Source organism: Pseudomonas sp. TMW22091, assembly GCF_022496705.1.
Classification (GTDB): Bacteria; Pseudomonadota; Gammaproteobacteria; order Pseudomonadales; family Pseudomonadaceae; genus Aquipseudomonas; species Aquipseudomonas saxonica.
In genome coordinates this window covers 111,014-130,780 of record NZ_SCFI01000007.1, presented here as the reverse complement: position 1 = coordinate 130,780, position 19,767 = coordinate 111,014, and the positions used below count along the sequence as shown (strand labels likewise).

Genomic DNA, 19,767 nt, shown 5'->3' with positions numbered 1-19,767 from the left:
CATGGCGCAAACCCGTATTCCCTGTGTGTTGATGCGGGGCGGCACCTCCAAGGGCGCATACTTTCTGGCCGCAGACCTGCCCGCGCAGGCCCACCTTAGAGATCGCGTGCTGCTGGCGGTCATGGGCTCGCCGGACCGACGCCAGATTGACGGCATCGGCGGCGCGGATTCACTGACCAGCAAGGTGGCGATCATCCAGCCATCGCTGCGTCAGGACGCGGATGTCGATTACCTGTTTGGGCAAGTGTTGGTGGATGAACCCCGGGTCGATTACGGGCAGAACTGCGGCAACATTCTCGCCGGGGTTGGGCCGTTTGCCATTGAGCGCGGGCTGGTGCCGGTGACGGGCGAGCGGACGGTGGTGCGTATTTTTATGCAAAACACCGGGCAGATCGCGGTCGCCCACGTTCCGACGGCGGCGGGTGAGGTGGTGTACACGGGTGCTACGCGCATCGACGGCGTTCCGGGGACGGCGGCGCCCTTGATCGTCGAGTTTGAAGACATTGCTGGTTCCAGTTGCGGTGCACTGTTGCCCACGGGCCATGCACGCGATGTGTTTGACGGGGTCGAAGTCACCTGTATCGACAATGGCATGCCGGTGGTGATGCTGCGCGCGCAAGATGTCGGTTGCAGCGGCTACGAAAGCCCACAACAGCTTGAGGCGGACAGCGTGTTGAAGGCGCGCCTTGAAGCCATTCGCTTGCAGGCCGGGCCACAGATGAACCTGGGGAATGTCAGCCAGCGCAACGTGCCGAAAATGTGTTTGGTGGCGGCGGCTCAGGCGGGTGGAGCGCTGAGTACACGTTCGTTTATCCCTCACCGTTGCCATACCAGTATTGGGGTGTTTGGTGCAGTGAGCGTAGCTTCGGCATGTTTGATTGAGGGGGGCGTGGCGGCGGATCTGGCGGATGCGGGCGAGGGTGACGTCAGGCGTCTTTCGATCGAACACCCGACGGGCGAGTTCTCCGTGGAGTTGCGCTTGCACGATGGGCAGCTTGTCGGCTGCGGCTTGATCCGCACGGCCCGCGCATTGTTCGACGGTTTTGTGTGTATCTCGGCGTCTGTGTGGCCGGGCGGGGGGAACGCCAATATCCGAGTGGGGTCTACCGGTGGTCTATGCTCCAGAGCCACACCTGCCGGTGGGCTCTTCGGCGGGATCAGACCCGAAACTCAGGAGGCTAACGATGAGCAAGAAGATACTCGTGGTACTGACCAGTGTTGAAAAATACCCCGACCTTAAGCGGCCCACGGGCTTGTGGCTGGGCGAAGCGGTGCATTTTGTGCAGAAGGTCGAAGCGGCCGGGTATGAGGTCGATTACGTCAGTCCGCAAGGTGGCTACACGCCCATCGATCCGCACAGCCTGGCCGAAGACATGACGTCTGAAATGGATTGGGAGTGGTATCACAACAAAGCCTTCATGAATCGCCTGGGCGCGACGCTGCGGCCTGACCAGGTCAAGCCGGACGACTACGTGGCGATCTATTACGCTGGCGGTCATGGCGTGATCTGGGATTTCCCGGACAACGAACCGTTGCAGGCGCTGAGTCGACATATTTACGAAAAAGGCGGTGTGGTTTCGTCGGTGTGCCATGGCGCTGTCGGTTTGCTCAATATCACACTCTCCGACGGCCAATTGCTGATCAAGGACAAGCGGGTAACCGGGTTCTCCAACGAAGAGGAAGCGTTGGTGGGGTTGGATAAAGTGGTGCCCTATTTGACCGAAACAGAGTTGGTCAAACGCGGCGCTCACTATCAAAAAGCCGATAAGCCGTGGGCCCCGTTTGCCCTTGAAGACCAGCGCTTGGTGACGGGCCAGAATCCTGCTTCGGGTGGCGCCGTGGCTGACCTCGTATTGGCAACCCTTTCATAAATCTGCATTCCCTTTGTCTGATGCCGACGACGTCTGTCGGCATCAGCGACCCTCAAGCCTTCGTCTACACCACATTAAACTTTTGAATCGCCTGCATATTCTGTAGCCTTGCGCGCGCAATAGATCATCCGTGCCTGATAACACACACTCTCCCGGCCGGACTCGAAAGGTCCAGAGCCGGTGGTACACTCGACTTTCGCGCACTAGCGCTTGCAGGTCTTGCGAACATGACGCAAATTTCTGAACGACTTCTGGTTCAAGCCCATCTGGATGCCAAGCAACCCAAACCGTTGACTGAGGCTCAAGAGGCCACACTGCGCGCTGCGATTGCGGCTGAACTCAAAGCCCGCGACGCGGTGCTGGTGGCCCACTTTTACTGTGACCCGGTGATTCAGGCCCTGGCCGAAGAGACGGGCGGTTGTGTGTCCGATTCCCTTGAGATGGCGCGTTTCGGTGCGGCGCATTCGGCCAAGACGATTCTGGTGGCCGGTGTGCGTTTTATGGGTGAAACAGCGAAGATCCTGACCCCTGAAAAACGCATTCTGATGCCGACCCTCGAAGCTACGTGCTCGCTGGATCTGGGGTGCCCGGTCAAAGAGTTTTCGGCTTTTTGCGACCAGCACCCTGAGCGCACGGTGGTGGTGTATGCCAATACGTCGGCGGCGGTTAAAGCGCGTGCTGATTGGGTAGTGACTTCAAGCTGTGCACTGGAAATCGTCGAAAGCCTGATGGACAACGGTGAAACCATCATCTGGGGCCCGGACAAGCATTTGGGCCGTTACATCCAGCGTCAGACGGGCGCCGACATGCTGCTGTGGGATGGCGCGTGCATCGTCCATGAAGAGTTCAAGTCCAAGCAGCTTGAAGACATGAAGGCTTTGTACCCTGATGCTGCGATTCTGGTGCACCCGGAGTCACCGGAGGCGGTCATTGATCTGGCCGATGCGGTGGGTTCGACCAGTCAGTTGATCGCAGCGGCGCAAAACCTGCCGAACAAGACGTTTATCGTGGCGACCGATCGCGGCATTTTTTACAAAATGCAGCAGCTGTGCCCGGACAAGGTGTTCATTGAAGCGCCCACGGCCGGTAACGGCGCAGCGTGCCGCAGTTGCGCGCATTGCCCGTGGATGGCCATGAATACCCTTGAGCGCACGCTTGAGTGTCTGCAGCAGGGGACGAACGAGATATTTGTCGATCCGGCCTTGGTGCCGAATGCTGTGCGACCCCTTAAACGGATGTTGGACTTTACCCAGGCTGCTCGTTTGAAACTGGCGGGGAATGCCTGAGCCCCAACCCTCTCCCAAAGGGAGAGGGGGCTTAAGATCGACACTAATCAGTTCCCTCTCCCTTTGGGAGAGGGCTAGGGTGAGGGGCTTTCCAGTCAGTTCATCATTTCTTTGAGCGCCCGCTCCTGATCCATCAGCTCGCGCTTGCGCGCATCCAGCCTTGCTGACAGCTGGAAGTTGTTCGTCAGCTTCTGGGCATAATCCAGTTGTTGAATGGCCTGTCGGTAATCCCCTACCAACGCAAAATATTCTGCCCGCGCCTGATGCAAGCCAATAATGTTGCCCGACAAACCTCGTGTTTCAGCCACCGAGTACCAGACATCCGGGTCGTCGGGACGGCTTTTGAGCAGGGCTTCCAGCGCCTTGTCCGCTTCCTTCGGTTTGTTTTGCTTGAGCAACAGGTCTACGCGCATCTGGTTGAGCGGGTAATTGCCCGGATACAACGTACGCATGCGATCAACCCGTTGCTGAGCTTCATCCAGTCGGTTGTTGGCCATGTCCAGCTCGATTTGCGCCAGGTTGTAGGTGATGTCGTTGGGTGACTTGTCCAACAGCACTTTTAAATTGGCGCGCGCATCGTTGAACTGGCTGCCTTTTATTTGGGCGATCGCCAGACCATAACGGGCAACATCGTTTTTCGGATTTTCGTCCAGCTGCTGGCGAAAGCGTTTGGCCGCAATGCCGGGCGTTTCTTCGTAATTGAGCTGCACGCGTGCGCGAATCAACTGGTAACGCATGCTGTCTTCCGTACCGCCGGGCCGGGCTTGCTCAGCACGGTTGCGGGTGTCGGCGATACGCGATTCGGTAACCGGGTGAGTCAGCAGGAACTCGGGCGGCCTTGAATCAAAACGATACTGACGCATCAAGCGCTCAAACATGGTGGGCATGGAACGCGGGTCGTAGCCGGCTTTTTCCAGATTGAGCAGGCCGATGCGGTCGGCCTCTTGTTCATTTTGTCGCGAGAAACGCCGTTGTTCTTGCAGGGCTGCGGCCTGAGTGCTGGCAATAGCGGCAATGCCGGCGTCACCTGCACCTGCAGCGGCGGCCACGATCCCGGCCAGCAGGGCGGCCATCATCGGCAGCTGCATGCGTTGTTGGGCTTCCACGCCGCGCGCGAAGTGACGTTGTGATAAGTGAGCCAATTCGTGAGCCAGTACCGAGGCGTATTCACCTTCGGTTTGAGCATTGAGAAACAACCCGCCGTTGACCCCGATGATTCCGCCCGGTGCGGCAAAGGCGTTGAGCTGCGGGCTGTTGATCAGAATGAACTCAAGACGGCGGTCTTGTACTTGACTGGTTTCAACCAGCTTATAAACGCTGGTTTCAACGTAATCCTTGAGCTGCGGATCGTTGAGTTGCGACACCTGGCCGCGCAGCATGCTCAACCATGCGCGGCCCAGTTGGTACTCTTGTTGTGGGGAGACAATGGACGAGCTGGCGTCACCCAGAGACGGTAAATCGTCGGCGAAACTCGGTGATGCGAGCAGGCAAGCGAGCGTCAACAAGGTCGGGCGCAGAAAAGTCATGCACAAAGCTCTGGTCGGTAAAGCGCTTACTGTAGCTGCACACGTGGCTGGCGACCAGTAGCGGCTCGGCTTGGGGTATTCTAGCCGGCCGCAAAAGGCCCACTTCAGAGGAATCCTTCATGAATGAAACCTTCGCCCATGACGTTGAGCTGGATACGTCAGGCTTGAACTGCCCGTTGCCATTGCTCAAAGCCAAGATGACCCTGAACAAAATGCTCAGTGGTCAGACGCTTAAAGTCATCGCTACCGACGCAGGCTCTGTGCGCGACTTTCGTACGTTCGTGCGTTTGGCCGGGCATGAGATGTTGCATGAACATGTCGATGCCGGCACTTATCGTTATTGGCTGCGAAAGGCTTGAAGCCTGCGCAGCGTTCTTCTGAGGAAAACTGATGTTCAAAGTGCTACGTGGTTGGGTTCAGCGCTACTTTTCAGATGAGGAGGCCGTGGTGCTGGCGGTACTTCTGGTGCTGGCCTTCACCGCTGTACTGACTTTGGGTGGCATGCTGGCGCCGGTTTTGGCAGGTATGGTACTGGCCTATTTGATGCAGGGGCTGGTGGTTGCGCTGGAGCGCCTGCGAGTGCCCGCAGCGGCGGCTGTCGGGTTGGTGTTTGCGCTGTTTATGGGGTTGTTGCTGGTGTTTCTGGTGGTGGTGTTGCCGTTGCTGTGGCACCAGTTGATCACGCTGTTCAACGAGCTGCCTGGCATGCTTGCCAAGTGGCAGTCGCTGTTACTGCTGTTGCCGGAGCGCTACCCGCATTTGGTATCGGATGAGCAAGTCCTGCAAGTCATCGAAGTGGCCCGCAGCGAAATAGGAAAATTCGGTCAATTGGCCCTGACCTTTTCCCTGTCCAGCTTGCCACTGTTGGTCAACATCATGATCTATTTGGTGCTGGTGCCGATTCTGGTGTTTTTCTTTCTTAAAGACCGCTCACTGATTGGTCGTTGGGCGCGGGGTTACTTGCCTCGTGAGCGGGCGCTGATTACCCGTGTCGCCGAAGAAATGAACCGCCAGATCGCCAACTACATTCGCGGCAAGGTCATCGAAATCTTTATTTGCGGCGGTGTGACCTACATCGCTTTCGTGACGATGGGGCTTAATTACGCGGCTTTGCTGGCATTGCTGGTGGGGGTTTCAGTGGTGGTGCCCTATGTGGGTGCGGTGGTCGTCACGGTGCCGGTGCTGTTGATCGCGCTGTTTCAGTGGGGCTGGAGCGATCAGTTCATTTACCTGATGGCGGTGTACGGGATCATTCAGACCCTGGATGGCAACGTGCTGGTGCCGTTGTTGTTCTCCGAGGCAGTGAGCCTGCACCCGGTGGCAATCATTTGCGCCGTGCTGTTGTTTGGCGGGTTGTGGGGCTTCTGGGGGGTGTTTTTTGCAATCCCGCTGGCGACCTTGTTCAAGGCCGTACTTGACGCCTGGCCGCGTGAGCAGCAAGCGGTCGCGCCGCTGCTGTGAGTCGCTGAACGCCAGACATGAAAAAGCCCCGGACTTCGCAGCCGGGGCTTTTTCGTTACAGCATCAACTTACGCTTGAATAACCGGGATATTGGCATTGGCTGCCGCTTCACGGAATTCGGCGATCTGATCAAAGCTCAGGTAGCGGTATACGTCCGCTGCCATGGTGTTGATCTCTGCCGCGTAGGCCATGTATTCCTCAACGGAAGGCAGGCGACCCAGGATCGAGGCAACCGACGCCAACTCAGCCGAAGCCAGGTAAACGTTCGCGCCGTCACCCAGACGGTTCGGGAAGTTACGGGTCGACGTCGACACAACAGTCGAGTTCGGTTCTACACGTGCCTGGTTACCCATGCACAGCGAGCAACCTGGCATTTCCATGCGAGCGCCCGCTTTGCCGTAGATGCCGTAGTAGCCTTCTTCGGTCAGTTGGTGAGCGTCCATCTTGGTCGGAGGCGATAGCCACAGACGAGTTGGCAGCTGACCTTTGACCTTGTCCAGCAACTTGCCGGCAGCGCGGAAGTGGCCGATGTTGGTCATGCACGAACCGATAAACACTTCGTCGATCTTCTCACCGGCAACGGTAGAGAGCAGACGGGCGTCATCCGGGTCGTTTGGCGCGCAGAGCACTGGTTCGTTGATGTCAGCCAGATCGATTTCGATGATGTGCGCGTATTCGGCGTCAGCATCGGCTTCCATCAGTTCAGGATTGGCAATCCAGGCTTCCATCGCTTGAGCGCGGCGCTCAAGGGTGCGTGCATCGCCGTAACCTTCACCGATCATCCAGCGCAGCAGGGTGATGTTGGAGTTCAGGTATTCGGTGATCGATTCTTTGGACAACTTGATGGTGCAGCCAGCAGCCGAACGTTCTGCCGAGGCGTCGGACAGTTCGAACGCTTGCTCGATGCTCAGGTTGTTCAGACCTTCGATTTCCAGGATGCGACCCGAGAACTCGTTGATCTTGCCTTTCTTCTCTACTGTCAGCAGGCCTTTCTGGATGGCGACGTAAGGAATGGCATGAACCAGGTCACGCAGGGTGATGCCCGGCTGCATTTCGCCTTTGAAGCGAACCAGAACCGATTCCGGCATGTCCAGTGGCATTACACCAGTGGCTGCGGCGAATGCCACCAGACCCGAACCTGCAGGGAACGAAATGCCCATTGGGAAGCGGGTGTGCGAGTCACCACCGGTACCGACGGTGTCCGGCAGCAGCATGCGGTTCAGCCAGCTGTGGATGATGCCGTCGCCCGGACGCAGGGAAACGCCGCCACGGGTCATGATGAAGTCAGGCAGGGTGTGGTGGGTGGTCACGTCGATCGGCTTTGGATAGGCCGCGGTGTGGCAGAACGACTGCATCACCAGATCAGCGGAGAAGCCCAGGCACGCCAGGTCTTTCAGTTCATCACGGGTCATTGGACCGGTGGTGTCCTGAGAACCTACGGTGGTCATCTTCGGTTCGCAGTAAGTGCCCGGACGTACGCCGGTAACGCCGCAAGCCTTGCCCACCATCTTCTGCGCCAGGGTGAAACCCTTGGTGCTTTCGATCGGTGCTTCCGGCTTTTTGAACAGGTCGGATGGGCCAAGGCCCAGTTCAGCGCGAGCCTTCTCGGTCAGACCACGGCCGATGATCAGCGGAATACGGCCGCCAGCGCGAACTTCATCCAACAGAACCGGAGTTTTCAGTTCGAAGGTGGTGATGACTTCGTCAGTACCGTGCTTGCAGACCTTGCCAGCGTGCGGGTACAGGTCGATCACGTCGCCCATGTTGATGTTGGAAACATCGAACTCGATTGGCAGTGCGCCGGCATCTTCCATCGTGTTGTAGAAGATCGGAGCGATTTTGCTGCCGAAGCAGAAACCGCCAGCGCGCTTGTTCGGCACGTAAGGCACGTCGTCGCCGAAGAACCACAGTACGGAGTTGGTAGCCGATTTACGCGACGAACCAGTACCGACTACGTCACCGACGTAAGCGATAGGGAAGCCTTGACCGCGCATTTCTTCAATTTGCTTCATCGGGCCGATGGAGCCTTGCACGTCCGGCACGATACCGTCGCGGGCCATTTTCAGCATGGCCAGGGCGTGCAGCGGGATGTCAGGGCGCGACCAGGCGTCTGGAGCAGGCGACAGGTCGTCGGTGTTGGTTTCGCCGGTAACCTTGAATACGCGCAGGCTGATTTTGTCGGCCAGGGTCGGACGGTTCTTGAACCACTCGCCGTCAGCCCAGGACTGCACAACTGCTTTGGCGTGGGGGTTGCCGTTTTTGGCTTTTTCAGCAACGTCGTGGAAGGCGTCGAACATCAGCAGGGTGTGCTTGAGTTGCGTTGCGGCAACCGGAGCCAGCTCTGCGTCGTCCAGCATCTCGACCAGAGTCACGATGTTGTAGCCGCCTTGCATGGTGCCCAGCAGCTCAACAGCGCGCTTTTTGTCGATCAGGGGGGAAGTCACTTCGCCTTTGGCGAGGGCGGACAGGAAGCCGGCCTTCACGTAGGCAGCTTCGTCAACACCAGGTGGAACGCGGTTGGTGATCAGGTCAACGAGGAACGCTTCTTCGCCAGCTGGCGGGTTTTTCAGCAGCTCGACCAGGCCTGCGGTTTGTTCGGCGTTAAGCGGCTGGGGAACGATACCCAGGGCTGCACGCTCTTCGATATGTTTGCGGTAGGCTTCAAGCACAGTTATTACCCTCATCATTGGTCCCAAATGGGTGTCCGGGACGCTCATCCAGGAATGCCAAGTTCTCATGCGCTGCGGGGCTTTTTGAGCCGCTTAGCCAGAGTTTCAAGGATTCCCAACAGAAGCTGTTTTCAAAGTTTTACGCCTTCGGAACGGGGAGGTGATGCAGGTTGGTGTGGGCATTTGCATGACAAAGGCCCATCACCAACACCGTTCTTGGGGATCAACTGTGCTCGTGACGCTTTGAAAACAGCTTCCAACGGACATTGGCGCCTTAAAAGGCAGGCTGATTCTACGGTAAAAACTTGTTAAAGGTAAGTTAGGCCCTGAAGGTTGAGGGGTGATATGCGTTAGACAAAGGGCTAACATGGGCGCCTGTTTCGTTCTCAAGTGCTCTATTGCGCCATGTCCAATCAAACCATCAAGACTCCCTGCATCGGCCTGTGCTCAACGGTTTATGGCGATCTCGTGTGCCGTGGTTGCAAACGTTTCCATCATGAAGTGATCCATTGGAATGGCTACAACGATGAGCAAAAGCGCGCTGTCTGGCTGAGGCTTGAGCAACTGTTGGTGCAGGTCATGGCGGGTAAGGTGGAAGTCTTCGACCCGGCCGCGCTGCGTGACCAGTTGGTGATGCGTAAAATCCGTTTTGTACCGCATCAGTCGGAATATTGCTGGGCATATCAATTGATTGCCCGCGGGGCACGGGTGATCAACCAGTTGGAAATGTACGGCATGGTGTTGTTGCCTGAGTTCCGCGGTTGGCCCTTACCTGAGCTTCGGGACGCCATCGATCGGGAATTTTTCCTCCTGTCCGAAGCTCACTACGAACGCTATATCGCACCGGGTTTCCTGCGCGATGTGATGGGCGAATAGCGCCTCTTTCGGGCACGCTGGCGGCGTCGCAGTTGCTCAGCGCAACTGCGACGCGATCGGTCTGTCGCTGCGCAATCAGATTTTTGCGTTCAGCTCAGCTTCCAGCTGCTGAATTCTGTCCTGCGGTTTAATCACCAGAACGTCGGTTTCGACCGCATCGATTACTGCTTCGGCCGTATTGCCAATCAGCGCGCCGGACAGGCCCGTGCGGGCGACAGTCCCCAAAACGGTCACGACTGCATTCAGTTTCTCGGCCAGCAGCGGAATAATGACGTCAGGCGGGCCTTGTTCTATGTGCAGGCGACTGTCACTGATGTCGCTGGTGCTCTGAAATTCTTTGCAGGCTGCGCGATAACTCGCTTCATAGTCGGTGACGATGGGGTAGACAGCATCGACCGTGGCCAGCATAGGGGGTGGAAAAGCGCTGACCACATGCAGTTCGCCTTTGATGAGGCTGGCAATATTGAAACCGCTGTCGACAATGCTTTCGTGCAGTTGCCGGTGCTCGGGCTCGGTATTGCCCACGTCCACTGCGGCCAATACCACGCCACCTTCCCAGGCTCTGCTGTGTTTGGCTATCAGTACCGGGCATGGGCACATACGCAGCAGTTTCCAGTCTTCTGGCGTCAATAGCAGGGCTTTGATCGGATTTTCGGGAAGGTGTTGCTTGATGACCAGCCCGCAATTAAGGGCTTGCTGGATATTGATGATGGTTTCGTGCTCGCTACCGTGCCAGGCGCATTCAGTGCTGACACTGTAACCGCTCTTGACCAGTCCTTCTTGAAGCAGGTTTAACAGCGCCAGATGATCGTTATCTTTGTCGCATATCAGCAAGTGAATATGGGCTTTGGTCTTATCGGCGATCTGTTTGGCGCGTTTGAGGGCCGGGCTGTCATTGTGCTTGGGGTCTATCACCACTAGCAGCTTGCGAGTGTTTTGCATGACCGATAACTCCGTCAAGAATGAAGATGCAGGCGCTCACTATAGTTGTTCGGTGCAAAATGCCATGTTGATGCAGGTCAAATCTGGCGGTTGGTGCCGTGCACCATGCCCCCGTATAATCAGCCGCTTTTGCCACGCCTCTCTCCCGCCTTAGTGAGCCTCATGTCTGCGATTCCTCAAAACACTGCCTGTCTGCTATGCAACCCCCAATGGACAGGAGAGTGCGCATGAACCTTCCTGAAATTCATGAGTTTTTGGGTTGCCGCACGCCGGATGGCTGGATTCAGGCTGCGCTGGCTGATCAGGAAACCATGCTGATCGATCATAAGAACTGCGAATTCAAGGCGGCCAGTACAGCCTTGAGCCTGATTGCCAAATACCACTCGCATACGGATCTGATCAATATGATGTCGCGTCTGGCTCGTGAAGAGTTGGTGCACCATGAGCAGGTCATGCGGTTGATGAAGAAGCGCAAAATTGAACTGCGCCAATTGTCGGCAGGCCGCTATGCCTCGGGTTTGCGCAAGGTGGTGCGTAACCATGAACCGGTCAAACTGGTCGATACCCTGGTAGTTGGGGCATTCATCGAAGCGCGCAGTTGCGAGCGTTTCGAAGCACTGGTGCCACATTTGGATGAAGAACTCGGCACGTTCTATTTCGGCTTGCTCAAAAGTGAAGCCCGACATTTTCAGGGGTATCTGAAACTGGCCTATCAGTACGGTGACGCCAAGGACATTGCTCTCGTGATCGAGCGCGTGAGGGCTGCCGAGCAAGAACTGATTGAATCCCCCGATGTGGAATTCCGTTTCCACAGTGGCGTGCCCACTGCCGCTTAACCTCGCGTAGCAGCTGGCGAAGGCTGCGTCCGGTTGCGAAGCAATCGCCTAACCCGAATTCACGAAGGCTACTTCGAACGTAGCCTTCGGCGGCTATGCATTGATCCCCATTCCCCGAATTCGTAATCAAATAGATAGCAAGCTAATGTTCGCCTTGACATTAACTGCCTAAGCAGTAATATCTTGAAACATTACTCTCAGGGCAGCGTTCTGGTGACCCGATGAAGCACTTTCATCCCGATAATTTTCAAAACTGCACCCTGGGTCTGTTGTTGGGCCGTGCGGCAATGCTTAAAGATCGCATCATTGACCGCCATATGGAGCCTTACGGCATCACAGCGGCGCAGTTCAAAGTGCTGATCATCATGGCTCAGTTTGCTGTGGATACTCCGGCCGAGCTGTGTCGTCACCTGTCTTTGGACAGCGGCGCCATGACCCGCATGCTCGACAGGCTTGAACAGAAGAACCTGCTGGTTCGCCAGCGTTCCGAGGCCGACAGGCGCCAGGTACGTCTGGTTCTCACGGAAGACGGTCAAGCGCTGGCAAACCTGCTGCCGCAAATAGGGGCTGACGCCATGAACCAGTTGGCGGGTGATATCAGCCCCGAAGAGCTGCAAAGCCTGGAACAGATTCTCAAAAAAATACTGCTGGCGGCGGGTGACCCCATCACCATCATGCGCTTGGGTGAAAAATGAGCAACAAAACGCTAAGTACAGGCCTGAGCCTGGTGTTTGTGTCAATGGTGCTGGCAGGTTGCGCCAGCTATAGCGGGTTGACCACCGAAGGTCAGCGCCTTGACGAGAAAAACCTCAAGGCGAGTCAATCGCTCGAAGGCGTCAACATCACGCCGGCCGCGTGGCCCGAGAAGAACTGGTGGCGACGCTTGGGTGATACCCAGCTCGATGGCTTGATTGATGAGGCCTTGCGCGACAGCCCGGACATGCAAATGGCCGCCGCCCGTGCCCATCAGGCTGCAGCGGCGGCGGGTGCAGCGGATGCGGCGCGTATGCCGACACTGGACGCCGGGGCTGATGTATCGCGTTCGCGCCTGGCGCGCGCGCAAGATCCTGCGGGGCAGGGGGGGCGTTACAGCACTGAGCGTGACCTGAATCTGACGTTCAATTACACCTTCGACCTGTGGGGCGGCCAGCGTGACACCTGGGAAGCCGCTTTGGGTCAGGCCCGAGCAGCTGAAGTCGACAGTCAGGCGGCGCGGCTGACGCTGGCGGCCGATGTGGCGCGCGGCTACAGCAATCTGGCGCACGCCTATAGCGTTCGTGATCTGGCCAATGATGACTTGAAGCGCACCCGGCAGATGCTTGAGCTGAGCCAGCGTCGGCTGCAAGCCGGTATCGACAGTCACTATCAGTACCAGCAAACCGAAAGCCTTGAAGCCAGCTCCCAGGAGCAGTTGATCAACGCTGAAAAGCAATTGAAAAGCGCACGCATCGCACTGGCCGTTTTGCTGGGCAAGGGGCCGGATCGCGGCGCTGATATCGCTCGGCCCAACGTTTTGCTGCCTGCAGCGGTCGCTGTACCCAGCACATTGCCCGCCGAGTTGTTGGGCCGTCGTCCCGATCTGATCGCGGCGCGCTGGCGCGTTGAAGCCGCGAGCAAGAATATTGCCGCAGCTAAAACCCGCTTTTACCCCAACCTCAACCTGACTGCCGCAGCAGGCACTCAGTCATTGTTGGGGGATGCGCTGTTTGGTTCAGCCAGTCGCTTCTTCAATATTGCGCCAGCAGTCTCGCTGCCGATCTTTGATGGCGGGCGCTTGCGCGCCGGGCTGGATGCCGAGGATGCCAACTACGATCTGGCCGTCGCGCAGTACAACAAAACCCTGGTGGCAGCGCTGGGTGATGTCAGTGACAGCCTTGATCAGCTCAGTGCTCTGGGTCGGCAAATCAGCACTCAACAGCGCGCTGCGGATATTGCTCAAGAGTCCTACAACACCGGATTGCAGCGCTATGAGTCGGGTATCGGCAACTACCTGGATGTGCTCAGCATTGAGCAGCAACTGCTTCAGGCCCAGCGTCAGCTGGCTGACCTGAATGCCGAGCAGATCGACCTTTCGATTCAACTGATGCAAGCCCTGGGCGGCGGCTATGAGCCCGGCAACACGGCTGCGGCCGTTCCCACTCAAGCCTCGCCGGCAGAATAATTTAGGTACTTGTCATGGCTACTGAACACACACCGAATCAAACGCAAAACGATCAGGACGCTGGCAATCAGCGTAAACGCAAACTCTGGCTGGGCGCTTTGGCGCTGTTGGTCATTCTCGTTGGTCTGGGCGTCTGGGGCTGGCACGAACTGTATGGCCGCTGGAGCGAAAGCACCGACGACGCTTATGTAAATGGCAACGTGGTGGAAATCACGCCACTGGTCACTGGCACCGTGGTGAGCATTGGCGCGGATGATGGCGACCTGGTTCACGAAGGGCAGGTGCTGCTCAATTTTGACCCAAGCGATTCGCTGGTGGGTTTGCAGAGTGCTGAGGCCAATCTGGCGCGCACCGTGCGTCAGGTGCGCGGCCTGTTCAGCAATGTAAACGGCACCAAGGCGCAGGTGGCTGCACAGAAAATCGAAGTACAAAAAGCGCAGGACAACTACAACCGTCGTAAAAGTCTGGCGGTGGGTGGGGCCATTTCCCAGGAAGAACTGTCCCATGCACGGGATGATCTGGCCTCGGCGCAGAGCGCCTTGCGCAATAACGAGCAACAACTCGATACCACCAGCGCCTTGGTGGACAACACCGCCGTGGCCAGCCACCCGGATGTGATGGCCGCTGCTGCGAAAGTGCGCCAGGCGTATCTGGAGCATGCACGCACTACCTTGATTGCACCGGTCACAGGCTATGTGGCCAAACGTACCGTGCAATTGGGTCAGCGTGTGCAGCCGGGCACGGCCCTTATGGCCGTTATTCCGCTGAATCAGCTATGGATCGACGCCAACTTCAAGGAAACCCAGCTGCACCAGATGCGCATTGGCCAGCCTGTAGACATTGAGTCGGATATTTACGGCAGCAGCGTGAAATACAGCGGCACGGTCGACAGCATCGGTGCGGGCACCGGCAGCGCGTTTGCCTTGTTGCCTGCGCAGAATGCCACGGGCAACTGGATCAAGATCGTCCAGCGTGTGCCGGTGCGCATTCATATCAATGCCGACCAATTAGCCGAGCATCCCCTGCGTGTTGGCCTGTCAACTACGGTCGATGTGAATCTGCATGACCAGAGTGGCCCGGTATTGGCGCAGCAACCGCCGCAAAAAGCCATGTTCACAACCAATGTCTACGAACAGCAATTGGCTGAAGCCGAAGCGCTTATCACGCGTTTGATTGACAGCAACAGCGCCGCTACCGCCCAGCGCTGATTCGCCAATCCATAAGCCCTGCTCAACAGGCGGGGCTGCACACCCGGTTTTAAAGGATTAGCGATGAGTACAAACGCGTCTTTCACTCCGCCCAGCCTGGTCCTCGCCACCATTGGCCTGTCGCTGGCAACCTTTATGCAAGTGCTCGACACCACTATTGCCAACGTCGCCTTGCCGACTATCTCCGGCAATCTGGGGGTGAGCTCAGAGCAGGGCACCTGGGTTATCACTTCATTCGCGGTCAGTAATGCGATTGCCTTGCCGCTGACCGGTTGGTTGAGTCGGCGCTTTGGTGAGGTGAAGTTGTTTCTGTGGGCCACGATTCTGTTCGTACTGGCCTCATTTCTGTGCGGTATTTCAACGTCCATGCCTGAGTTGGTGGGCTTTCGGGTACTGCAAGGGTTGGTGGCTGGCCCGCTTTACCCCATGACGCAAACGCTGTTGATTGCCGTCTATCCGCCGGCAAAAAGGGGGATGGCATTGGCGTTGCTGGCGATGGTCACGGTGGTTGCGCCCATTGCCGGTCCCATATTGGGTGGCTGGATCACTGACAGTTACAGCTGGCCGTGGATTTTCTTTATTAATATCCCGATTGGCATCTTTGCGGTCATGGTGGTTCGCCAGCAATTAAAAGCCCGTCCTGTGGTGATTACCCGTCAACCGATGGATTATGTGGGCTTGATTACCCTGATCATTGGCGTTGGCGCGCTGCAAATCGTGCTCGATAAAGGCAATGATCTCGACTGGTTTGAATCCAACTTCATTTTGCTGGGCACGGCATTGTCGGTGGTGGCATTGGCGGCGTTTATCATTTGGGAAATGACCGACAAGCACCCCATTGTCAATTTGCGCCTGTTTGCTCACCGCAACTTTCGCATTGGCACCATTGTGCTGGTTCTGGGGTACGCCGGTTTCTTTGGTATCAACCTGATCTTGCCGCAATGGTTGCAGACTCAGATGGGCTACACCGCGACATGGGCCGGGTTGGCGGTGGCGCCGATTGGTATTTTGCCCGTGCTGATGTCACCTTTTGTGGGCAAGTACGCGCACAAATTCGATTTGCGTCTGCTGGCGGGGCTGGCATTTTTGGCGATCGGGCTCAGTTGCTTTATGCGTGCGGACTTCACCAACGAGGTGGACTTCCAGCATATTGCGATGGTGCAACTCTTTATGGGGATCGGCGTGGCGCTGTTCTTTATGCCGACGCTGAGTATTTTGATGTCGGACTTGCCGCCCCATCAAATCGCCGACGGTGCGGGGCTGGCCACGTTCTTGCGAACGTTGGGTGGTAGTTTTGCGGCGTCATTGACCACATGGATCTGGATTCGTCGGGCGGACCAGCATCATGCCTACCTGAGTGAAAGCATCAGTGCCTATGATCCGGTCACTCGGCATACGCTGGAGAGTCTGGGCGGCGCCAGTACACCGGCCTATGCGCAGATGGACAAGATACTGACCAGTCAGGCCTATATGTTCTCCACCGTGGATTACTTCACCATGATGGGTTGGCTATTTATGGGATTGATTTTGCTGGTATGGCTGGCCAAACCGCCGTTTGCTGCGAAGGCGGGGCCAGCGGCGAGCGGGCATTGATGGGTCACCCTCTCCCAAAGGGAGAGGGGACTAAAGGCAAAAGCAGATTCGAGCAACGCCACCAATCTGCCCCTCTCCCTCTGGGAGAGGGTTGGGGTGAGGGGCTTCTAGGCCGACGGCAACATCAAAGGCGGCGCAAAATCAAACGGCGCCAGTTGCATGCCGTGTTCATCCACTTGCAAGGCCCAGCCTTGTTTGTCCCAGTCACCGAGCACTATTCGCTTGGCTGCCTGCTCGCCGATTTGCAACTTGTGAATCGCCGGGCGGTGGGTGTGGCCATGAATCAACGTGTGCACACCAAAGTGCGCCATGATTCGTGGCACTTCTTCGGGCGTCACATCCACAATGTCATTGGCTTTCATGCGGGTCTGCGCGCGGCTCTCGCTGCGCAGCTTGCGGGCCAACTTATGGCGCGTGCTCAGCGGTAGATGGCGCAGCACCCACAGCGTCACAGGGTTGCGCAGGTAACGTCGCAGGCGCATGTAAGCTTCATCGCGGGTACACAAACTGTCGCCGTGCATCAGCAACACCGGCTCGCCATAGAAGTCGACCACGCTCGGGTCTTTGATCAGTGTGCAGCCAGCCGCCTTACAAAACGCCTGGCCAAGCAAGAAGTCGCGATTACCGTGCATCAGATAAATCTGAGTGCCGCTGTCGCTTAATGATCGCAGCGCTTCACAGATTGAGCGCTGAAAGGGTGTCATCGCATCGTCGCCAATCCAGGCTTCGAAAAAATCGCCCAGAATGTACAGTGCCTGAGCCGAGCGCGCACGCCCGGCCAGGAAATCCAGAAACGCCCGGGTAATGTCCGGGCGCTCCTCTTCCAGATGCAAATCTGAAATCAGCAGTATCACTCAATGATCTCGGCTTTCTCGACGATCACATCTTCAACAGGCACGTCCTGATGGCCGGCTTTGGAGGTGGTTTGAACGCCTTTGATCTTGTCTACAACGTCCTGGCCTTCAACAACCTTGCCGAACACCGCGTAACCCCAGCCTTGAGTGTTTTTGCCGCTGTGGTTCAGGAAGCTGTTGTCAGCCACGTTGATGAAGAACTGGGCGGAAGCCGAATGCGGCTCCATGGTGCGTGCCATGGCAACGGTGTACTTGTCGTTCGACAGGCCGTTGTCTGCCTCGTTCTGGATGCTTGGGCGCTTGTCTTTTTTCTCTTTCATGCCAGGCTCGAAACCGCCGCCCTGAACCATGAAGTTGCCGATGACACGGTGGAAAATGGTGTTTTCGTAGTGGCCGGCTTTCACGTATTCGATGAAGTTGGCAACGGTGATCGGTGCTTTTTCAGCGTTGAGTTCGATCACGATGTCGCCGTGATTAGTGGTCAATTTTACTTGGGTCATGATCAATATCGCTCTATCAGGGAATTCGTAGGGTCTGGGGGATACGCGCATCGGGTCCCGGACTGGCTGGGTAGATACAGCCGCGGGCGGAGTTTAGCGTGCTCGCAGTGCATTTCGATGGTGTTTTTGCCATATGGGGGTTAAAAGCCGGCATTTCAATCGCTTTGATTGAGCACCTGCTCTGTCAGGGACTTGACAGCATCGGCTATGATAGGCGCTTTGATTTAGTCGGCCGACCCAGGCCGCGCACCTGTTACGTTCAAGGATCCTATGAGCAAGCCCACTGTCGACCCCACTCTGAATTCAAAGGCTGGCCCTGCTGTCCCGGCTAACTTCCTGCGTCCAATCGTTCAGGCGGACCTAGACTCGGGTAAATGCACACAGATCGTGACCCGCTTTCCGCCGGAGCCAAACGGCTATCTGCACATCGGTCATGCCAAATCCATTTGTGTGAACTTTGGGCTGGCTCAAGAGTTCGGCGGCGTGACGCATTTGCGCTTTGACGACACCAACCCGGCAAAAGAAGATCAGGAATACATCGACGCCATCGAAAGCGACGTCAAGTGGCTGGGCTTCGAGTGGGCTGGCGAAGTGCGCTACGCGTCGCAATACTTCGATCAACTGCACGAGTGGGCGATTTACCTGATTAAAGAAGGTAAAGCCTATGTCTGCGACCTGACCCCGGAGCAAGCCAAGGAATACCGTGGCAGCTTAACCGAGCCTGGCAAAAACAGCCCGTTCCGTGACCGTAGTGTCGAAGAGAACCTGGATCTGTTCGCGCGTATGACGGCTGGTGAGTTTGAAGACGGTAAGCGTGTTTTGCGTGCCAAGATCGACATGGCGTCGCCTAACATGAACCTGCGCGATCCGATCATGTACCGCATTCGTCATGCCCATCACCACCAGACCGGTGATAAATGGTGCATCTACCCGAACTATGACTTCACCCACGGTCAGTCGGATGCTATCGAAGGCATTACGCATTCGATCTGCACCCTTGAATTCGAAAGTCACCGTCCTCTGTATGAATGGTTCCTCGACAGCCTGCCGGTACCGTCGCGCCCGCGTCAGTACGAGTTCAGCCGTCTGAACCTCAACTACACCATCACCAGCAAGCGCAAGCTCAAGCAACTGGTTGATGAAAAGCACGTCAATGGCTGGGATGACCCGCGCATGTCGACGTTGTCGGGTTTCCGCCGTCGCGGTTACACGCCTAAATCGATTCGCAACTTCTGCGACATGGTCGGCACCAACCGTTCAGACGGCGTGGTGGACTTTGGCATGCTGGAATTCAGCATCCGTGACGACCTGGACCACAGTGCTCCCCGTGCAATGTGCGTGCTGCGTCCGTTGAAGGTGATCATTACCAACTACCCGGAGGACAAGGTCGAGAACCTTGAGCTGCCTTGCCACCCTAAAGAAGACATGGGTGTTCGAGTTCTGCCTTTCGCGCGTGAAATCTACATCGACCGTGATGACTTCATGGAAGAGCCGCCAAAAGGCTACAAGCGCCTTGAGCCAGCGGGTGAAGTGCGTCTGCGTGGCAGCTACGTGATCCGGGCTGATGAAGCCATCAAAGATGCCGATGGCAACATTATCGAGCTGCGTTGCTCCTACGATCCTGAAACCCTGGGTAAAAATCCGGAAGGTCGCAAGGTCAAAGGGGTGGTGCATTGGGTGCCAGCTGCGGCCAGCGTCGAGTGCGAAGTGCGTTTGTATGACCGTCTGTTCCGCTCGCCTAATCCTGAAAAGGCTGAAGACGGCGCGGGTTTCCTCGAAAACATCAACCCTGACTCGTTGCAGGTGCTGACCGGTTGTCGTGCTGAGCCTTCGTTGGGCAATGCACAGCCGGAAGACCGCTTCCAGTTCGAGCGCGAAGGCTACTTCTGCGCCGACATCAAGGACTCGAAGCCCGGTCATCCGGTATTCAACCGTACCGTGACCCTGCGTGACTCCTGGGGCCAGTGATCAAGTTTTAAAGGAA

The 19,767-nt window shown here is 57.0% G+C and carries 17 protein-coding genes; 12 read left to right on the top strand and 5 right to left on the bottom strand.

The genetic code is table 11. The annotated features are described in order from the left end of the window. The first annotated feature begins 1 nt into the window (after position 1). The 3 genes from EQV93_RS15050 to nadA all read left to right on the top strand — a co-directional run bounded on the left by EQV93_RS15050 (position 2) and on the right by nadA (position 3,157). Positions 2-1,222 (top strand): 4-oxalomesaconate tautomerase, encoded by a 1,221-nt coding sequence (locus tag EQV93_RS15050; RefSeq protein WP_122783172.1) that lies wholly within the window; start codon positions 2-4, stop codon positions 1,220-1,222. After that, positions 1,185-1,871, top strand: a complete 687-nt coding sequence (locus EQV93_RS15045) for a type 1 glutamine amidotransferase domain-containing protein (protein WP_122783173.1) — start codon at positions 1,185-1,187, stop codon at positions 1,869-1,871. The genes EQV93_RS15050 and EQV93_RS15045 overlap by 38 nt, the downstream gene beginning before the upstream one ends. 227 nt (positions 1,872-2,098) lie before the next feature. Next, positions 2,099-3,157 carry a quinolinate synthase NadA gene (gene nadA, locus EQV93_RS15040; RefSeq protein WP_122783174.1) on the top strand — a complete coding sequence of 353 codons (1,059 nt, stop codon included), beginning with the start codon at positions 2,099-2,101 and terminating at the stop codon, positions 3,155-3,157. A 95-nt stretch (positions 3,158-3,252) separates the two neighbouring features. Here nadA and EQV93_RS15035 read toward each other — a convergent pair whose 3' ends face one another. Continuing rightward, on the bottom strand, positions 3,253-4,683 hold the full coding sequence (locus EQV93_RS15035; protein WP_240891836.1) for a M48 family metalloprotease: 1,431 nt from the start codon (positions 4,681-4,683) through the stop codon (positions 3,253-3,255). Between the two features lie 119 nt (positions 4,684-4,802). Here EQV93_RS15035 and EQV93_RS15030 point away from each other — a divergent pair, with 119 nt between their 5' ends. Further along, positions 4,803-5,042: a sulfurtransferase TusA family protein gene (locus EQV93_RS15030; protein ID WP_122783176.1), complete on the top strand. Its 240-nt coding sequence runs from the start codon at positions 4,803-4,805 to the stop codon at positions 5,040-5,042. 31 nt (positions 5,043-5,073) lie between these two features. Next, complete coding sequence (locus tag EQV93_RS15025) at positions 5,074-6,144, top strand: AI-2E family transporter (RefSeq protein WP_240891835.1); 1,071 nt, start codon at positions 5,074-5,076, stop codon at positions 6,142-6,144. A gap of 68 nt (positions 6,145-6,212) precedes the next feature. Here EQV93_RS15025 and acnB read toward each other — a convergent pair whose 3' ends face one another. After that, positions 6,213-8,813 (bottom strand): bifunctional aconitate hydratase 2/2-methylisocitrate dehydratase, encoded by a 2,601-nt coding sequence (acnB, locus tag EQV93_RS15020; protein ID WP_122783178.1) that lies wholly within the window; start codon positions 8,811-8,813, stop codon positions 6,213-6,215. 405 nt (positions 8,814-9,218) lie between these two features. On the opposite strand from acnB, the gene EQV93_RS15015 reads away from it, so the two are divergent. Further along, the gene (locus EQV93_RS15015) at positions 9,219-9,689 is read left to right on the top strand and encodes a DUF1289 domain-containing protein (protein WP_122783179.1); all 471 of its coding nucleotides are present in this window, start codon (positions 9,219-9,221) and stop codon (positions 9,687-9,689) included. A 75-nt stretch (positions 9,690-9,764) separates the two neighbouring features. On the opposite strand, the gene EQV93_RS15010 is transcribed toward EQV93_RS15015, so the two are convergent. Beyond that, positions 9,765-10,631: a universal stress protein gene (locus EQV93_RS15010; protein WP_122783180.1), complete on the bottom strand. Its 867-nt coding sequence runs from the start codon at positions 10,629-10,631 to the stop codon at positions 9,765-9,767. A gap of 227 nt (positions 10,632-10,858) precedes the next feature. Here EQV93_RS15010 and EQV93_RS15005 point away from each other — a divergent pair, with 227 nt between their 5' ends. The 5 genes from EQV93_RS15005 (at position 10,859) to EQV93_RS14985 (ending at position 16,429) form a co-directional block, all read left to right on the top strand. Then, positions 10,859-11,467, top strand: a complete 609-nt coding sequence (locus EQV93_RS15005) for a tRNA-(ms[2]io[6]A)-hydroxylase (protein WP_240891834.1) — start codon at positions 10,859-10,861, stop codon at positions 11,465-11,467. 221 nt (positions 11,468-11,688) lie between these two features. After that, complete coding sequence (locus EQV93_RS15000) at positions 11,689-12,162, top strand: MarR family winged helix-turn-helix transcriptional regulator (RefSeq protein ID WP_122783182.1); 474 nt, start codon at positions 11,689-11,691, stop codon at positions 12,160-12,162. After that, complete coding sequence (locus EQV93_RS14995) at positions 12,159-13,628, top strand: efflux transporter outer membrane subunit (RefSeq protein ID WP_122783183.1); 1,470 nt, start codon at positions 12,159-12,161, stop codon at positions 13,626-13,628. Before EQV93_RS15000 ends, EQV93_RS14995 begins: the two co-directional genes overlap by 4 nt. A gap of 14 nt (positions 13,629-13,642) precedes the next feature. Then, on the top strand, positions 13,643-14,836 hold the full coding sequence (locus tag EQV93_RS14990) for an efflux RND transporter periplasmic adaptor subunit (protein ID WP_122783184.1): 1,194 nt from the start codon (positions 13,643-13,645) through the stop codon (positions 14,834-14,836). Between the two features lie 63 nt (positions 14,837-14,899). Further along, positions 14,900-16,429 carry a DHA2 family efflux MFS transporter permease subunit gene (locus tag EQV93_RS14985; protein WP_122783185.1) on the top strand — a complete coding sequence of 510 codons (1,530 nt, stop codon included), beginning with the start codon at positions 14,900-14,902 and terminating at the stop codon, positions 16,427-16,429. Positions 16,430-16,536: 107 nt separating this feature from the next. Here EQV93_RS14985 and lpxH read toward each other — a convergent pair whose 3' ends face one another. Then, on the bottom strand, positions 16,537-17,283 hold the full coding sequence (gene lpxH / locus EQV93_RS14980) for a UDP-2,3-diacylglucosamine diphosphatase (RefSeq protein WP_122786102.1): 747 nt from the start codon (positions 17,281-17,283) through the stop codon (positions 16,537-16,539). Next, a complete protein-coding gene (locus tag EQV93_RS14975) occupies positions 17,280-17,783 on the bottom strand; it encodes a peptidylprolyl isomerase (RefSeq protein WP_122786101.1) in 504 nt (167 codons plus the stop codon). The genes lpxH and EQV93_RS14975 overlap by 4 nt, the downstream gene beginning before the upstream one ends. Before the next feature lie 270 nt (positions 17,784-18,053). Between EQV93_RS14975 and EQV93_RS14970 the strand changes: the two genes are divergently transcribed. Beyond that, positions 18,054-19,751, top strand: coding sequence for a glutamine--tRNA ligase/YqeY domain fusion protein (locus EQV93_RS14970; RefSeq protein ID WP_240891833.1), 1,698 nt, complete (start codon positions 18,054-18,056; stop codon positions 19,749-19,751). Positions 19,752-19,767: the final 16 nt, after the last annotated feature.

Coding starts and splice junctions, on each gene's coding strand:
- EQV93_RS15050 (WP_122783172.1), top strand. CDS start 2: ATGGCGCAAACCCGTATTCCCTGTGTGTTGATGCGGGGCGGCACCTCC.
- EQV93_RS15045 (WP_122783173.1), top strand. CDS start 1,185: ATGAGCAAGAAGATACTCGTGGTACTGACCAGTGTTGAAAAATACCCC.
- nadA (WP_122783174.1), top strand. CDS start 2,099: ATGACGCAAATTTCTGAACGACTTCTGGTTCAAGCCCATCTGGATGCC.
- EQV93_RS15035 (WP_240891836.1), bottom strand. CDS start 4,683: ATGACTTTTCTGCGCCCGACCTTGTTGACGCTCGCTTGCCTGCTCGCA.
- EQV93_RS15030 (WP_122783176.1), top strand. CDS start 4,803: ATGAATGAAACCTTCGCCCATGACGTTGAGCTGGATACGTCAGGCTTG.
- EQV93_RS15025 (WP_240891835.1), top strand. CDS start 5,074: ATGTTCAAAGTGCTACGTGGTTGGGTTCAGCGCTACTTTTCAGATGAG.
- EQV93_RS15015 (WP_122783179.1), top strand. CDS start 9,219: ATGTCCAATCAAACCATCAAGACTCCCTGCATCGGCCTGTGCTCAACG.
- EQV93_RS15010 (WP_122783180.1), bottom strand. CDS start 10,631: ATGCAAAACACTCGCAAGCTGCTAGTGGTGATAGACCCCAAGCACAAT.
- EQV93_RS15005 (WP_240891834.1), top strand. CDS start 10,859: ATGAACCTTCCTGAAATTCATGAGTTTTTGGGTTGCCGCACGCCGGAT.
- EQV93_RS15000 (WP_122783182.1), top strand. CDS start 11,689: ATGAAGCACTTTCATCCCGATAATTTTCAAAACTGCACCCTGGGTCTG.
- EQV93_RS14995 (WP_122783183.1), top strand. CDS start 12,159: ATGAGCAACAAAACGCTAAGTACAGGCCTGAGCCTGGTGTTTGTGTCA.
- EQV93_RS14990 (WP_122783184.1), top strand. CDS start 13,643: ATGGCTACTGAACACACACCGAATCAAACGCAAAACGATCAGGACGCT.
- EQV93_RS14985 (WP_122783185.1), top strand. CDS start 14,900: ATGAGTACAAACGCGTCTTTCACTCCGCCCAGCCTGGTCCTCGCCACC.
- EQV93_RS14975 (WP_122786101.1), bottom strand. CDS start 17,783: ATGACCCAAGTAAAATTGACCACTAATCACGGCGACATCGTGATCGAA.
- EQV93_RS14970 (WP_240891833.1), top strand. CDS start 18,054: ATGAGCAAGCCCACTGTCGACCCCACTCTGAATTCAAAGGCTGGCCCT.